At 43.5% G+C, this 15,907-nt stretch carries 12 protein-coding genes; 11 read left to right on the plus strand and 1 reads right to left on the minus strand.

What is annotated here, in order from left to right:
- Window positions 1-48 precede the first annotated feature (48 nt).
- From purF to purB, 11 genes are all read left to right on the plus strand, one after another.
- Window positions 49-1,491, plus strand: a complete 1,443-nt coding sequence (gene purF / locus FGK98_RS00505) for an amidophosphoribosyltransferase (protein ID WP_138099611.1) — start codon at window positions 49-51, stop codon at window positions 1,489-1,491.
- Between the two features lie 318 nt (window positions 1,492-1,809).
- Window positions 1,810-2,832, plus strand: coding sequence for a phosphoribosylformylglycinamidine cyclo-ligase (purM, locus tag FGK98_RS00515; protein ID WP_138099612.1), 1,023 nt, complete (start codon window positions 1,810-1,812; stop codon window positions 2,830-2,832).
- Entirely contained in the window at window positions 2,829-3,374 is a 546-nt protein-coding gene (gene purN, locus FGK98_RS00520) for a phosphoribosylglycinamide formyltransferase (protein WP_138099613.1), read from the plus strand. The genes purM and purN overlap by 4 nt, the downstream gene beginning before the upstream one ends.
- A gap of 200 nt (window positions 3,375-3,574) precedes the next feature.
- Window positions 3,575-5,122: a bifunctional phosphoribosylaminoimidazolecarboxamide formyltransferase/IMP cyclohydrolase gene (gene purH, locus FGK98_RS00525; protein WP_138099614.1), complete on the plus strand. Its 1,548-nt coding sequence runs from the start codon at window positions 3,575-3,577 to the stop codon at window positions 5,120-5,122.
- Between the two features lie 121 nt (window positions 5,123-5,243).
- Window positions 5,244-6,509 (plus strand): phosphoribosylamine--glycine ligase, encoded by a 1,266-nt coding sequence (gene purD / locus FGK98_RS00530; protein WP_138099615.1) that lies wholly within the window; start codon window positions 5,244-5,246, stop codon window positions 6,507-6,509.
- A 188-nt stretch (window positions 6,510-6,697) separates the two neighbouring features.
- A complete protein-coding gene (gene purE, locus FGK98_RS00535; protein ID WP_138099616.1) occupies window positions 6,698-7,186 on the plus strand; it encodes a 5-(carboxyamino)imidazole ribonucleotide mutase in 489 nt (162 codons plus the stop codon).
- Window positions 7,173-8,264 carry a 5-(carboxyamino)imidazole ribonucleotide synthase gene (gene purK / locus FGK98_RS00540; RefSeq protein ID WP_241993317.1) on the plus strand — a complete coding sequence of 364 codons (1,092 nt, stop codon included), beginning with the start codon at window positions 7,173-7,175 and terminating at the stop codon, window positions 8,262-8,264. The genes purE and purK overlap by 14 nt, the downstream gene beginning before the upstream one ends.
- Before the next feature lie 9 nt (window positions 8,265-8,273).
- The gene (locus FGK98_RS00545) at window positions 8,274-8,501 is read left to right on the plus strand and encodes a phosphoribosylaminoimidazole carboxylase (RefSeq protein ID WP_138099618.1); all 228 of its coding nucleotides are present in this window, start codon (window positions 8,274-8,276) and stop codon (window positions 8,499-8,501) included.
- Between the two features lie 83 nt (window positions 8,502-8,584).
- Window positions 8,585-9,520: a hypothetical protein gene (locus tag FGK98_RS00550; protein WP_138099619.1), complete on the plus strand. Its 936-nt coding sequence runs from the start codon at window positions 8,585-8,587 to the stop codon at window positions 9,518-9,520.
- Window positions 9,513-10,325 (plus strand): hypothetical protein, encoded by an 813-nt coding sequence (locus tag FGK98_RS00555; RefSeq protein WP_138099620.1) that lies wholly within the window; start codon window positions 9,513-9,515, stop codon window positions 10,323-10,325. The genes FGK98_RS00550 and FGK98_RS00555 overlap by 8 nt, the downstream gene beginning before the upstream one ends.
- Window positions 10,322-11,620 (plus strand): adenylosuccinate lyase, encoded by a 1,299-nt coding sequence (purB, locus tag FGK98_RS00560; protein ID WP_138099621.1) that lies wholly within the window; start codon window positions 10,322-10,324, stop codon window positions 11,618-11,620. Before FGK98_RS00555 ends, purB begins: the two co-directional genes overlap by 4 nt.
- 57 nt (window positions 11,621-11,677) lie before the next feature.
- On the opposite strand, the gene strH is transcribed toward purB, so the two are convergent.
- A complete protein-coding gene (gene strH, locus FGK98_RS00565) occupies window positions 11,678-15,688 on the minus strand; it encodes an LPXTG-anchored beta-N-acetylhexosaminidase StrH (protein ID WP_138099622.1) in 4,011 nt (1,336 codons plus the stop codon).
- Between the last annotated feature and the right edge of the window lie 219 nt (window positions 15,689-15,907).

Here is a 15,907-nt window from a genome sequence, read left to right on the forward strand (position 1 = left end):
TCCCTACTACTAAAGGAATGATACACAAATAAAAATTAGGTATAAAAAATGACATACGAAGTAAAATCTCTTAATGAAGAATGTGGTGTTTTCGGTATCTGGGGGCATCCAGATGCTGCCAAATTGACCTATTTTGGACTCCACAGTCTTCAGCACCGTGGTCAGGAGGGGGCAGGGATCCTCTCTAATGACCAAGGGAAATTGAAGCGCCATCGTGATATGGGGCTTTTATCAGAAGTTTTCAAAAATCCTACTAAATTGGACAAACTAACAGGAAATGCTGCCATTGGGCATGTGCGTTATGCGACTGCTGGAGAAGCTTCTGCGGATAATATCCAGCCTTTCATTTTTCGCTTTCATGATATGCAGTTTGGACTGGCTCATAATGGGAACCTGACCAACGCATCATCGCTCAAGAAAGAATTGGAACAAAGAGGCGCTATTTTCAGCTCAACTTCGGACTCGGAAATCTTGGCTCACCTCATTCGTCGGAGTCATAATCCTAGTTTGATGGGGAAAATCAAAGAAGCACTCAGCCTGGTCAAAGGTGGTTTCGCCTACATCTTGATGTTTGAGGATAAGCTGATTGCAGCCCTTGACCCAAACGGCTTCCGTCCGCTTTCTATCGGGAAAATGGCTAATGGAGCAGTCGTGGTTTCCTCTGAAACCTGTGCTTTTGAAGTGATCCGAGCAGAGTGGATTCGAGATGTGAAGCCAGGGGAAATTGTCATTATCGATGATAATGGCATCCAGTATGATAGCTACACAAATGATACCCAGCTGGCAATCTGCTCCATGGAGTATATCTACTTTGCCCGTCCTGACTCCAATATCCATGGTGTCAATGTCCATACGGCTCGGAAACGTATGGGTGCCCAATTAGCCCGTGAATTTAAGCATGAGGCGGATATCGTAGTCGGTGTGCCGAATTCCTCACTCAGCGCAGCCATGGGCTTTGCGGAAGAATCAGGTCTGCCAAACGAAATGGGTCTCATCAAAAACCAATATACTCAACGTACTTTTATCCAACCGACTCAAGAATTGCGCGAGCAAGGGGTGCGGATGAAGCTATCAGCCGTTTCAGGCGTTGTCAAAGGCAAACGTGTGGTTATGGTGGATGATTCCATTGTCCGCGGGACAACCTCTCGCCGCATTGTTCAGCTATTGAAAGAAGCAGGTGCGACAGAAGTTCACGTTGCTATTGGGAGCCCTGCGCTAGCTTATCCATGCTTCTACGGGATTGATATCCAGACGCGTCAGGAGTTGATTGCTGCTAATCATACGGTGGAAGAAACCTGCCAAATCATTGGTGCGGATAGCCTGACCTATCTTTCGATTGATGGCTTGATTGATTCTATCGGGATTGAAACAGATGCGCCGAATGGTGGGCTTTGCGTCGCTTACTTTGACGGCGACTACCCAACTCCTCTCTACGATTATGAGGAAGAATATCGAAGAAGCTTGGGTGACAAGACCAGTTTTTACAAATAGACGACAGATCCTCTATTAAAGAAAAGGAAAAATAAAATGGCAAATAAAAATGCGTACGCTCCACGTCTCACTACTGACTAAAAGCTGAAGCATTTGTCAGTAGACGCTTTGCCTTATGGGGCCAAAGCTAGAGCCCTGACTAGTATTTTTAGATAATACTCTTCGAAAATCAAATTCAAACCACGTCAGCGTCGCCTTACCGTACTCAAGTACAGCTTGCGGCTAGCTTACTAGTTTGCTTTTTGATTTTCATTGAGTATAAAATAATTGTTTATCTAAAAATACGTCGCAATCTTCTCAAAGAAAAGGAAAAATAAAATGGCAAATAAAAATGCGTACGCCCAGTCGGGTGTGGATGTTGAAGCGGGTTATGAAGTAGTTGAACGGATCAAAAAGCATGTAGCGCGTACGGAGCGTGCGGGTGTCATGGGAGCTCTAGGTGGCTTTGGTGGCATGTTTGACCTTTCAAAAACAGGTGTCAAAGAGCCCGTATTGATCTCAGGGACTGATGGCGTCGGGACCAAGCTCATGTTGGCCATCAAGTATGACAAGCATGATACGATTGGGCAGGACTGTGTAGCCATGTGTGTCAATGATATCATCGCTGCAGGTGCGGAGCCCCTCTATTTCCTCGATTATGTGGCGACTGGTAAAAATGAACCAGCTAAGCTAGAACAAGTCGTAGCTGGTGTGGCAGAGGGTTGTGTGCAGGCTGGTGCTGCCCTCATCGGTGGGGAAACGGCTGAAATGCCTGGTATGTATGGCGAAGATGACTATGATTTGGCTGGATTTGCGGTCGGTGTGGCTGAAAAATCCCAAATCATCGACGGCTCAAAAGTGGCAGAAGGGGATGTTCTGCTCGGACTTGCTTCGAGTGGTATTCACTCAAATGGCTACTCACTCGTGCGTCGTGTTTTTGCCGACTACACAGGTGAGGAAATCCTGCCAGAATTGGAAGGCAAGAAACTCAAGGAAGTTCTTCTTGAGCCGACTCGTATCTATGTCCAGGCTGTCTTACCCCTTATCAAGGAAGGCTTGGTCAACGGCATTGCCCATATCACAGGTGGTGGATTTATCGAGAATGTCCCTCGCATGTTTGCAGACGATCTAGCAGCAGAAATCGAAGAAGACAAAGTTCCAGTCCTTCCGATTTTCAAAGCTCTTGAGAAATACGGTCAGATCAAACACGAAGAAATGTTTGAAATCTTCAACATGGGTGTGGGGCTTATGCTGGCAGTTAAGCCTGAAAATATCGAGCGGATCAAGGAATTGTTGGATGAACCATTCTATGAAATTGGTCGCATCGTCAAGAAAGAAAACGAAAGTGTCATCATCAAATGAAAAAAATAGCGGTTTTTGCCTCTGGTAATGGCTCAAATTTTCAGGTGATTGCCGAAGAATTTCCAGTGGAGTTTGTCTTTTCAGACCATCGTGATGCCTATGTGCTTGAGCGTGCAGACAAGCTCGGCGTTCTGTCCTATGCTTTTGAACTCAAGGAGTTTGAGAGCAAGGCAGACTTTGAAGCAGCCCTTGTCGAACTCTTGGATGAGCACCAGATTGACTTGGTTTGCCTAGCAGGCTACATGAAAATCGTTGGGTCAACCTTATTGGTGGCTTATGAAGGTCGAATCATCAATATCCATCCAGCCTACCTGCCAGAATTTCCAGGAGCTCATGGGATTGAGGATGCTTGGAATGCTGGTGTTGCTGAGAGTGGTGTTACCATTCACTGGGTGGACTCGGGTGTGGATACAGGCAAGGTTATCAAACAAGTGCGCGTGCCGCGGCTGGCTGATGACACAATCGAAAGCTTTGAAGCTCGGATTCATGAAGCAGAGTACAAGTTGTATCCAGAGGTCATTAGAGAATTGTTGGACAAGTAAATGAAAAAATGGTTGGAAACACTTGCCTTGATTACCTTGGCAATCATTCTACGTTTACTGGTAAATTTTTTCTTCCCAGAGTTTCCCTATTGGGGGAGATTTTTACTGACAGTAATTTTGGGAGTCGTGGTAATCGTCTCCCTATACTTTATGAATCGAAAAATGCGCAGGTAGAGAGTTTGAAAATGAAAGGAAAAAACATGACTAAACGCGCCTTAATCAGCGTCTCAGACAAAGCGGGTATTGTTGAATTTGCCCAAGAACTTAAAAAACTTGGTTGGGATATCATCTCAACAGGTGGAACCAAGGTCGCCCTTGAAAATGCTGGGGTAGAGACTATTGCCATCGATGATGTGACTGGTTTTCCAGAGATGATGGATGGTCGTGTTAAGACTCTTCATCCAAATATACACGGCGGACTTTTGGCTCGTCGTGACTTGGATAGTCACTTGGAAGCAGCCAAAGACAATCAAATCGAGCTCATTGACCTTGTTGTGGTAAACCTCTATCCATTTAAAGAGACTATCCTTAAACCGGGTGTAGAGTATGCAGATGCGGTGGAAAATATTGACATTGGTGGGCCTTCTATGCTTCGTTCAGCTGCCAAAAACCATGCCAGCGTAACAGTTGTGGTAGATCCTGTGGACTATGCAGTGGTGCTTGATGAATTGGTAGCTAACGGAGAAACCACTTATGAAACGCGTCAACGTTTGGCGGCTAAGGTTTTCCGTCACACAGCAGCTTATGATGCTTTGATTGCAGAGTATTTTACAGCTCAGGTCGGCGAAAGCAAGCCTGAAAAACTCACTTTAACCTATGACCTCAAACAAGCCATGCGCTATGGGGAAAATCCTCAACAGGATGCGGACTTCTACCAAAAAGCTTTGCCGACTGATTACTCCATTGCTTCAGCGAAACAGCTTAACGGTAAGGAATTATCCTTTAACAATATCCGTGATGCGGATGCTGCAATCCGGATCATCCGTGACTTCAAAGACCTTCCAACCGTTGTGGCTTTGAAACACATGAACCCATGTGGAATCGGTCAGGCAGATGACATCGAGACTGCTTGGGACTACGCTTATGAATCTGACCCAGTGTCTATCTTTGGTGGTATCGTCGTTCTCAACCGTGAGGTGGATGCTGCGACAGCTGAAAAGATGCACGGCGTTTTTCTTGAAATCATCATCGCGCCAAGCTATACGGATGAGGCGCTAGCTATTTTGACCAATAAAAAGAAAAACTTGCGTATCCTCGAGTTGCCGTTTGACGCTCAAGATGCTAGCGAAGTAGAAGCAGAATACACAGGTGTCGTAGGTGGACTTCTCGTGCAAAACCAAGACGTGGTCAAGGAAAGACCAACTGACTGGCAAGTGGTGACCAAACGCCAGCCAACCGAGACAGAAGCAACCGCCCTCGAGTTCGCTTGGAAAGCTATCAAATACGTCAAATCCAACGGTATCATCATCACCAATGACCACATGACACTTGGTGTTGGTCCGGGTCAAACTAACCGTGTGGCCTCTGTTCGTATTGCCATCGACCAAGCTAAAGATCGTCTGGACGGTGCGGTTCTTGCTTCGGATGCCTTCTTCCCATTTGCCGATAACGTGGAAGAAATCGCTAAAGCAGGCATCAAGGCCATCATCCAGCCAGGTGGCTCCGTTCGTGATCAAGAGTCTATCGAGGCTGCTGACAAATATGGCTTGACCATGGTCTTTACAGGCGTGAGACATTTTAGACATTAAGAAGCAAAAGGGAAGAAAACAGTTTCTTTCCTTTTTTTAGCTTAAAATGCTAAGTGAAACAAGATTAAAACGAACGTTTGTGATATAATGATAGTAAATAATTCGCAAAAGAGGTTGAGAGATGAAGCTGTTAATTGTCGGTTCGGGTGGTCGTGAACATGCGATTGCTAAGAAGTTGCTTGAGTCAAAAGACGTTGAAAAAGTCTTTGTAGCTCCTGGAAATGACGGAATGACTCTGGATGGTCTGGAATTGGTAAACATTTCTATTTCCGAACATTCTAAGTTAATAGAGTTCGCAAAGGATAACGATATTGCTTGGACCTTCATTGGACCAGATGATGCCCTTGCTGCTGGAATTGTGGATGATTTTAACCAAGCTGGGCTTAAGGCCTTTGGTCCGACAAGGGCTGCAGCTGAGCTAGAGTGGTCCAAGGATTTTGCTAAGGAAATTATGGTCAAATACGGCGTTCCGACAGCAACCTATGGTACATTTTCAGATTTCGAGGAGGCCAAGGCCTATATCGAAGAAAAAGGTGCCCCAATCGTAGTCAAGGCGGATGGATTGGCGCTTGGGAAAGGTGTTGTCGTTGCTGAGACAGTCGAGCAAGCAGTAGAAGCTGCTCATGAGATGCTCTTGGACAATAAATTCGGTGATTCAGGCGCGCGTGTGGTCATCGAGGAATTCCTTGACGGGGAAGAGTTCTCTCTCTTTGCCTTTGTCAATGGGGACAAGTTCTACATCATGCCGACGGCTCAGGATCACAAACGTGCTTACGATGGCGACAAGGGCCCTAACACGGGCGGTATGGGAGCTTATGCGCCAGTTCCTCACTTGCCACAGAGCGTGGTTGACACAGCGGTTGAGACTATTGTCAAGCCAGTTCTTGAAGGGATGATTAAAGAAGGTCGTCCTTATCTTGGTATTCTTTACGCGGGGCTTATTTTGACTGCTGACGGTCCGAAGGTTATAGAGTTTAACGCTCGATTTGGAGATCCCGAAACACAGATTATCCTGCCTCGCCTGACGTCTGACTTTGCGCAAAATATCACGGATATTCTCGATGGCAAGGAGCCAAACATCACGTGGACGAATAAGGGTGTGACTCTGGGTGTGGTTGTCGCATCCAAGGGCTACCCGCTAGATTATGCAAAGGGTGTCGAGTTGCCAACTAAGACCGAAGGCGACATCATCACCTATTATGCAGGGGCTAAGTTTGAGGACAATAGCAGAGCACTACTCTCAAACGGTGGACGTGTCTATATGCTCGTCACCACAGCAGCCACCGTCAAAGAAGCCCAAGACACCATCTACCAAGAACTCGCCCAACAAAACACAGAAGGCCTCTTCTACCGAACCGATATCGGAAGCAAGGCCATAAAAGATTAACAGACATATTTGCCATGGCGAGCGAAAGCGAGCCACTATAGGATAATCGTCGCAGTAGTGGAACTCCTAGTAGCTTTGCTACTAGGAGCGGAAAACTGGAGACCTAGGCTCCAGTTTTAGTAATGGAACGCCATAGGCGGTCGCTTATGTCCGCACTACATTAGACGATTATTAAAAAAGGAGAAGAAATGAAACCAGTAATTTCCATCATCATGGGCTCAAAATCCGACTGGACCACCATGCAAAAAACAGCCGAAGTCCTAGACCGCTTCGGTGTAGCCTACGAAAAGAAAGTTGTTTCCGCCCACCGTACACCAGACCTCATGTTCAAGCATGCGGAGGAAGCACGTAGTCGCGGTATCAAGATCATTATCGCTGGTGCTGGTGGTGCAGCCCATTTGCCAGGTATGGTTGCTGCCAAAACAACCCTTCCTGTCATTGGTGTACCAGTCAAATCACGTGCTCTTAGTGGCGTGGATTCTCTTTACTCGATTGTCCAGATGCCAGGAGGAGTACCAGTTGCAACTATGGCTATTGGTGAAGCTGGAGCGACTAACGCTGCCCTCTTTGCCCTTCGTCTCCTCTCTGTCGAGGACCAGTCTATTGCGACAGTTTTGGCAGATTTTGCAGAAGAACAAGGAAAAATCGCAGAGGAGTCGACAAATGAGCTCATCTAAAACAATCGGAATTATCGGTGGCGGTCAGCTGGGTCAGATGATGGCCATTTCTGCTATCTACATGGGGCACAAGGTTATCGCGCTGGATCCTGCGGCTGATTGCCCGGCCTCTCGCGTGGCGGAAATCATTGTGGCACCTTATAACGATGTGGATGCTCTTCGTCAGTTGGCGGAACGTTGCGATATCCTCACCTATGAGTTTGAAAATGTCGATGCCGACGGATTGGATGCGGTTGTCAAGGATGGGCAACTCCCTCAAGGGACAGATCTGCTCCGCATTTCCCAAAATCGCATCTTTGAAAAGGACTTCCTCTCAAACAAGGCCCAAGTCACTGTTGCACCTTACAAGGTCGTAACTTCTAGCCAAGATTTGGCAGATATGGACCTGTCGAAAAACTATGTCCTCAAAACGGCGACTGGTGGCTACGACGGACATGGGCAAAAGGTCATTCGCTCAGCAGAAGACATGGAAGAAGCCTATGCGCTAGCTGACTCAGCAAACTGCGTTTTGGAAGAATTTGTCAACTTTGATCTTGAAATTTCCATCATCGTGTCAGGAAATGGCAAGGATGTGACGGTTTTCCCAGTTCAGGAAAATATCCATCGCAACAATATTCTTTCGAAGACCATTGTCCCAGCTCGCATTTCAGAAAGCCTAGCCGAAAAAGCCAAAGCCATGGCAGTGCGAATCGCTGAACAGCTTAACCTGTCTGGAACTCTTTGTGTGGAAATGTTTGCGACGGCCGATGATATCATCGTCAATGAGATTGCCCCACGCCCACATAACTCAGGACACTACTCGATTGAAGCCTGTGACTTCTCCCAGTTTGATACCCATATCTTGGGTGTTCTGGGAGCACCATTGCCAGCCATCAAACTACATGCGCCTGCTGTTATGCTCAATGTCCTCGGCCAGCATGTCGAGGCCGCTGAAAAATATGTCACAGAAAATCCAAGCGCCCACCTCCACATGTATGGTAAAATAGAAGCAAAGCACAATCGCAAGATGGGACATGTGACTTTGTTTAGTGATGTGCCAGATGAGGTTGAGGAGTTTGGGGAAGGGATTGATTTTTAGGAGAAATCTATGATTCAAATAATCGTAAATGCATTTGTTGAAAAGGATAAGACTGGAGCAGTTGTCGAAGTCTTGTTTGCTAGTGCTGACCAAGATAAGATACAAGCTAAATATGAAGAGCTAATTGCTCAATATCCTGAAAACTATTTAGCAATTTATGATTTACCATTGGATACAGATTTGAATACACTCAATCACTACCCATCTGTGTTTATTGGAAAAGAGGAGTTTGAGTAGTAAGACAGGACATAAATTATAAGATTTGCTGTTTTATCTTTGTTAGGAAATCTATTACTTTTGAAAGGGTGTTAGTAGTTAAAATGAAGTATGTAACATACAAATTAGCTAGTGATGGAAGTTATGATAATGAAAAAAGAAAAATTACTGGAAATAAAAAGAAGTTGGTTGAAGCTGTATATTATTCATTAAGGAAAAGGTTGGTATTTCGAGGGATAGATAAAAAAACATATAAGGGCTTTAATGACTTTATTTTTATTGGAGGTGAAAAAGCAAGATTTAATTTATTTAAGGGTTTAGAAAATGATTTGGGTTATAATACTCTGGAAGAGTGGAATGAAAACGAATACGAAAATTTTAAACTAATATTAAAACATTTAAAAGAAAATTTTGAAAATTTTGCCACTTATGGTATATCTGGCGATATTTCTACTATAATTGAGAAGATAAAAAATTATAAAGCTACATACAATTACTCTTATTATGATATGTATTTAAAAGTACTAAGTATTTTACATATTGTACAAGATAAAGCTCCTTTTCAATCGAAAATTCCTTGTGTATCAACATCTAGAAGTAAAGATATTGCACAGGAAATATTTTCTGAAAAAGATGATATTTCATATATAATAGTTGCTTTTACAAATAAGTCCCCAGAATGTATGTATCTCGAAACAAAAAAGATTAAACGATTTTGTGATGAGATTGGAATTGAAGGTTTTAAAGATAAGTATAAAGAGGTAATATTTTTAGATTGTATTTTTCCACATAATATTTTAGGGTTGATTGAAAAAAGTTGTTCAGGCGAAGAAGTATTTATAGTAAATCCTAATTTATTGGAAATGATAGATAAAGCAGATTCTTTTGATGCTATAATAAAGAAATTAGAAAATAGTGGAGTAGAAATTAATCAAGAAGCATTTTATCAAAAGCTAAAAGAAAGTAGTTTATATAAAAAATATATATTTCAGGAAGAACGTAGAAGATTGATTGAAGATATTGCGGGAGAAAATGAGTAAAAAGTATTTCTTGACTATAGCAATCATAATTATTATAGCAATCATAATTTTGTTTTGTATTGATACCCAAGATTTTGTTTTAAAAATATTTAGATTAAATATGGAATTTTGGTCAAGTCTGATTAGTACTATAATTGGTGCTATAATTGGTGCAGTTGTGACTATTTTAGGTATTAATTTGACATTGACTGAGCAAAAAAAACAATCAAAAATTGATTTATTTAATAGTCATAGACCTTACTTGAGGTATCGTATTTCAATAGGTGTTTACCCATATCGAATTATTGATCAGAAGCAAAGGACTGCAGTTTTAGACTATGAGATCTGTAACTCTAATAGTTCTGATGATCAGTTTGTGATTTTTCCACTAGATGTAGAGAATGTAGGATTGGGACTTGCGTTCATTACGGATGTAAAAGCGGAAGTTGATGGCAAAACACTAGACAAAGACAAAAAATTTAGAGAAAAGATTATCAATAAAGGTGAGAATAGTGTGTTTTATATTAAAGTTACAGGGGTGAGTCATGTAGATCTAAAAAATTTGAAACTCAAAATTACATATAAATCATTTTTTGGAGAAATAGAAACAGACACTATCTCAGTTGCGAAAAGAGAAGATGGGGAACTTCAATGTTTTAATAGAGAATTTGAAAAAAGTTCAGATTCTTATAAAGAATTGGAGAAATATTTTGAAAAGAAAAATATAAAAAAATATAATGATAAAAGAATATATAGGAAGACAACGGAAGAAACTTTAAAAAGAGGATATATCGTAAAAGAATTATTTAAGGAGGAAACAACATGATCAACCGTTACTCTCGCCCTGAGATGGCGAACATTTGGAGTGAAGAAAATAAATACCGTGCTTGGCTTGAGGTAGAAATCTTAGCTGACGAGGCATGGGCTGAATTGGGGGAAATCCCTAAGGAAGATGTGGCTTTGATTCGCGAGAAGGCGGACTTTGACATCGACCGTATTTTGGAGATTGAGCAGGAGACGCGTCACGATGTGGTGGCTTTCACGCGTGCGGTTTCTGAGACGCTTGGCGAAGAGCGCAAGTGGGTCCACTATGGTCTGACTTCTACTGACGTGGTGGATACGGCCTACGGGTACCTTTACAAGCAGGCCAATGACATCATCCGTCGTGACCTTGAAAACTTCACCAATATCATCGCTGAAAAGGCTAAGGAGCACAAGTTCACCATCATGATGGGTCGTACCCACGGTGTGCACGCTGAGCCAACAACTTTTGGTCTTAAATTGGCCACTTGGTACAGCGAAATGAAACGTAACATCGAGCGTTTCGAGCATGCGGCTGCTGGCGTTGAAGCTGGTAAAATTTCTGGTGCGGTTGGGAACTTTGCCAACATCCCACCATTCGTTGAAAAATACGTCTGCGATAAGCTTGGTATCCATGCTCAAGAAATCTCTACACAGGTCCTTCCTCGTGACCTTCACGCTGAGTACTTTGCAGTTCTTGCCAGCATCGCGACTTCTATCGAGCGTATGGCGACTGAGATTCGTGGTCTGCAAAAATCTGAACAACGCGAAGTGGAAGAATTCTTTGCCAAGGGGCAAAAAGGTTCATCTGCTATGCCTCACAAACGCAACCCTATCGGTTCTGAAAACATGACAGGTCTGGCGCGTGTTATCCGTGGTCATATGGTGACAGCTTATGAGAACGTAGCTCTTTGGCACGAACGTGATATCTCTCACTCATCAGCTGAGCGCATCATCACACCAGATACGACCATCTTGATCGACTACATGCTCAACCGTTTTGGAAATATCGTCAAGAACTTGACAGTCTTCCCAGAAAACATGGTCCGCAACATGAACTCTACGTTTGGTCTTATCTTTAGCCAACGTGCTATGTTGACCTTGATCGAGAAAGGTATGACCCGTGAGCAAGCTTACGACCTTGTTCAACCCAAAACAGCCTACTCTTGGGACAATCAAGTGGACTTCAAACCACTTCTCGAAGCAGATCCAGAAGTAACTTCACGTCTCACTCAAGATGAAATTGATGAAATCTTCAACCCTGCATACTACACCAAACGAGTGGATGATATCTTTGAACGTATCGGACTCGGTGACTAATCATAACAACAAAAAGCGAGATTCAATCTCGCTTTTTCGTATTCTCTTAGAAGAATCTTAATCTTCTTTTCTCTTAGTTAGTCCGTAGGCTGTTAGAGTCGCCATGAGTCCTGCTGCGACCAAGCCTGCAGAGTCTTGACTTCCTGTTGCAGGGAGTTGTTTTTCATCTGCTTTGACAGTAGTTGGTGCAGTTTGCTCAGCTTTCTCAACGGCAGTGCCGACTTCAACGACTTGAGCGACTGCTTCCTGTGTTACTACGCTATTGACAAGTGTTCTTTCTTCTTTGCCATCAGCAGTAGTGCTTACAGAGTAGAAGGCAGTACGGTGGCCGTTAGCGCCTTTAGTAACAACTTGCGTTTGTCCTTTTGGCAATTGAGGATTTTCACGTGTCACAGTAGTGAATGGAATTTCTTCCTCTTGGATGTCCAGTCTCGGTTTTGTTTCTGCGGCTGGAGCAAGACCGTGTTCATCCCCTACATGGGTTACAAGTGTTCCGACTTCAATAACTTGGGTTACTGCTTCTTGAGTCACAAGACTATCTACAAGAGTTTTTACTTCCTTACCGTCAGCAGTAGTGCTCACAGAGTAGTAATGACTGCGACGACCGTTAACGCCTTTAGTAACAACTTGAGTCTTCCCTTTGAGTAAGAGTGGATTTTCACGTGTCACAGTAGTGAACGGAATCTCTTCCTCTTGGATATCCAGTCTCGGTTTCGCTTCGGCAGCTGGAGCAAGGCCACTTTCATCTCCTTTGTGAGTAATAGGGGCACCGACTTCAATCACTTGGGTCACAGGTTCTTTGGTTACTTGGCTATCTAGAACAGTTTCTGTTTGTTTACCATTTTCAGTAAGGACAGAGATGTAATGAGTGCGTTCGCCATCTACACCTGGTGTGACAATCTTTTCTTGCTTAGCTGGGAGTTTCGGATTTTCTTTTTTGATAACCTCAAAAGGAATCTTTTCTGCTCTTGTGATGAGTTCCGGTTTGGTTTCAACATTGGCAGCTAGTTCGTTTTCATCGAGGCTTCCTGAGTGGGTTGCTGATGGTTTGAGGCCTAGGCGGGCTGCTTTGAGCTTGGCTACAAGAGCGTCTAACTCGGCTTGTTTATTACGGTTGAGGTTGTAGTTGAGAGCTTCTTTAACTGCATTTAAGGCGTCCAAGCTTTCCTTGCTGTATCCATCCAAGTTTGCAGGGATTTGAGCAAGCTCCTCGCGGAGGGCATTGTAGTTAGCGCGGAAGTAGTCTTTGTTGTGGTCTGCAAAGGCGGTCATGAGTTCAAAGATTTCTTCTTCCTTATACTCGGCACTTGGTCTATCTGCCCAGATAGCAAGCATACTACCAATAGTAGGAAGGTCAACTTCAGGGTATTTAGTTGATGCTAGTTGATTAAATGGAGTTTTCTCGGTATTTTCGAGAGCTTTTTTGAGGAAGCCTCCACCATCTTCTGGTTTTTGACCGAGAATGTAGTACCAGTCTCCGTTGGTATTAAGGAATTTATAGCCTTTACTTGCAAGGTACTGAGGAGATGCAAGGTTGTAGCCCCACCATCCTTTAGACCAGTAAGAGATGATGACATCCTTATCAAACTCAACATCGTCCTTGTCCTCGTAGTAGAAACCATCGTTGAAGGCCATTGGTTGAAGGCCTCTTTCTTTAGCCATGGCAGCAAGAGTGTTGGCATATTCAGCAAACTTGCCATAGAGTCCATACCATTTGAGGTAGTACCAGCCTTGGGCGTTGGTAGCATCATTGGCGTATTCGTCTGTGCCGTAGTTGAAGATCTTAGTCTTGCCTGCAAAGAAGTCCATGTACTTGCCGATAAGGGCTTTTGTAAAGTTCATTGCTTCTTCGTTTTCAAGGTCCATGGTTGTTTTGGAGACTTTATCAAAATTAGCTTGAGGGTTTGCGATACCTAATTTTTCCATAGCGACAAGCATGGCATCCATGTGACCTGGGCTGTTGATCGCTGGTATGAGTCCAATCCCTTTTGATTTTCCGTACTCGATCAATTCAGTGATTTCAGCCTGGCTAAGAGTGGTTCCGTTTGGATCGTCGTAGTAAGCTTTTGTTCCTTCGGTGATGGCCTTTTTGACATCATCACTTGCATAAGTTTTTCCGTTAGCTGTGATGGTCATGTCATCAAGTAGGAAGCGAAGTCCATCATTTCCTAGGAGGAGATGCACATCAGAATATCCAAGTTCACTAGCTTTATCAATGATACGTTTGAGTTGTTCAGCTGAGAAGTACTTACGTCCAGCATCGATAGAAATTACCTTGTTCTTGGCAAGTTTTTCAACTTCGCGTTTCGCGTCTTCTTCTTTTTGAGCTTCTGGTGTGAAGGTCAAATTGCTAACAGCTTCTTGGAGTTTCGCGATTGCTTGGTCAATGGTGTCTTGTTGGGCACGGCTGAGGTTGCTATCGAGCGAGCGAATGGCTTTTTCAGCTTTTTTTACAGCTGCGACACTTTCTGCAGTATAGCGGTTAAGGTCTGTTGGAACTTCTTTCAGAGCTTGCTCAGCAGACTCATAGTCAGCTGCGAAGTATTCAGCATTGGCATTTGCGAAGCTACGCATGAGTTTGAAGAGGCGTGATGGTGAATAGCGTGCAGATGGTTCATCCGCCCAAGCAGCCACCATACCACCGATGAATGGAATGTCAGCCCCATCAGATTTTGGTACAGAAGTGATTGGAGTGTTCTTGATACCATTGAGTCCTTGGTCGAGGTTGTACCAGCCTTGACCATCGGCATTTCGTCCGAGAACGTAGTACCAAGCATCGTTGGTATTAAGAATTTGGTGGCCTTTTTCAACTAGAAGTTTAGAAGAAGCGACGTCGTATCCGCCCCATCCACCAGTCCACATAGAAACGATGATGTCTTTGTCAAAAGTTCCAAAGCTAGTGTCGCTATTGTAGTAGATACCATCGTTGAAGGCCATTGGTTTGAGGCTGTGAGATTTGACGATACGAGCAAGGTCATTGGCGTAGGTGATAAATTTCTCATATCCTCCTACAGGGTAGCCTTCATTTGGATAGTATTTATCAGCCTGAAGAACGCTCCATCCCTTGGCATTTGTAGCATCGTTGGCATACTCGTCGAGTCCGATGTTAAAGATGTCAGATTTGCCAGCGAAGTAAGCAGCATACTTGTCAATCAGAGCCTTGGTAAATGCAACTGCTTCTTTGTTATCAAGGTCAACGGTACGAGCAGATTCCTTATCAAAGTAGGTAAAGTTTGGCTTCTCAATACCAAGTTCTTTCATAGCATTCAAAATCGCATCCATGTGGCCAGGGCTGTTGACTGTTGGGATTAGTCCGATACCTTTATCTTTGGCATAGTTAATCAAGTCCGTCATCTGGCTCTCTGTTAAGTGGTTGCCGTTTGGATCCTTATAGTAGGCATCAGTTCCATTTTTGAGCGCACGTTTGACATCATCACTTGCATAGGTTTTGCCATTGGCTTTGATTGTCATGTCATCCAGCATGAAACGCATGCCATCGTTTCCAACTAGTAAATGAAGGTCAGTATAGCCGTAATGTTTGGCTTTGTCGATGATTTCTTTGAGTTGCTCAGGTGAGAAGTACTTGCGTCCAGCATCGATTGAGATCATTTTTCGTTTTGCCAGTTTTTCATTTACTTGAGCTGCTCGTTCAGTGCTCGGAGCCGTTGTTGCAGGCGTTGATGGATCATTTTTCTTTTCTTCGTCAATTTTTACTGGTTCTGAGTTTTCTTCTGAAGCAGGAATAGTTTTTTCATTGACTGGAGTCTCGTCAACTTTCTCTGCAACTACTGGGGATTCAGTTTTTTCGACTGTTGGAGCGATTGTAGCTGAAGCATCCTTCTCCTCCTCGGTTTTTGCTTCAACTCTTTCTTCAAGCTTGCTTTCAGTCGATGTTTCAGCAGCCAGTGGTTCTCCCTGAGCGGTTTGAGCCACGCTTGGATTTTCTGGTGTTGGAGTGACGCTGTCGGCAGATACGGCTTGAGTGCCGAAAGTAAATCCTATGAGCACAGAAGCTGCTCCAATCGCGTACTTACGAATGGAGAAACGCTGTTTCTTTTCTAGTTTCATGATAAAACCTCCCTGTTATTATATTGTATGATAGCGTTTGCACAAAACTGTTTTTATTTTATTATCTAAGATATAAAAAGTCAAGCGGCTTTATGAAAGAACTATAATAAATGGAGGAAATTATAAGATTAGGAAGCTGTTTTTCCTAGCAAATCTGCTCTAGCAGAAAATTTTTCTGACTATTTTACTTGTTTTTAGTAAAAACGCTACTAATTATAG

This window comes from Streptococcus australis (assembly GCF_901543175.1).
Taxonomy (GTDB): domain Bacteria; phylum Bacillota; class Bacilli; order Lactobacillales; family Streptococcaceae; genus Streptococcus; species Streptococcus australis_A.

Excerpts from the sequence above, each read along its gene's own strand:
- purF (WP_138099611.1), top strand. The coding sequence starts at position 49 with ATGACATACGAAGTAAAATCTCTTAATGAAGAATGTGGTGTTTTCGGT.
- purM (WP_138099612.1), top strand. The coding sequence starts at position 1,810 with ATGGCAAATAAAAATGCGTACGCCCAGTCGGGTGTGGATGTTGAAGCG.
- purN (WP_138099613.1), top strand. The coding sequence starts at position 2,829 with ATGAAAAAAATAGCGGTTTTTGCCTCTGGTAATGGCTCAAATTTTCAG.
- purH (WP_138099614.1), top strand. The coding sequence starts at position 3,575 with ATGACTAAACGCGCCTTAATCAGCGTCTCAGACAAAGCGGGTATTGTT.
- purD (WP_138099615.1), top strand. The coding sequence starts at position 5,244 with ATGAAGCTGTTAATTGTCGGTTCGGGTGGTCGTGAACATGCGATTGCT.
- purE (WP_138099616.1), top strand. The coding sequence starts at position 6,698 with ATGAAACCAGTAATTTCCATCATCATGGGCTCAAAATCCGACTGGACC.
- purK (WP_241993317.1), top strand. The coding sequence starts at position 7,173 with ATGAGCTCATCTAAAACAATCGGAATTATCGGTGGCGGTCAGCTGGGT.
- FGK98_RS00545 (WP_138099618.1), top strand. The coding sequence starts at position 8,274 with ATGATTCAAATAATCGTAAATGCATTTGTTGAAAAGGATAAGACTGGA.
- FGK98_RS00550 (WP_138099619.1), top strand. The coding sequence starts at position 8,585 with ATGAAGTATGTAACATACAAATTAGCTAGTGATGGAAGTTATGATAAT.
- FGK98_RS00555 (WP_138099620.1), top strand. The coding sequence starts at position 9,513 with ATGAGTAAAAAGTATTTCTTGACTATAGCAATCATAATTATTATAGCA.
- purB (WP_138099621.1), top strand. The coding sequence starts at position 10,322 with ATGATCAACCGTTACTCTCGCCCTGAGATGGCGAACATTTGGAGTGAA.
- strH (WP_138099622.1), bottom strand. The coding sequence starts at position 15,688 with ATGAAACTAGAAAAGAAACAGCGTTTCTCCATTCGTAAGTACGCGATT.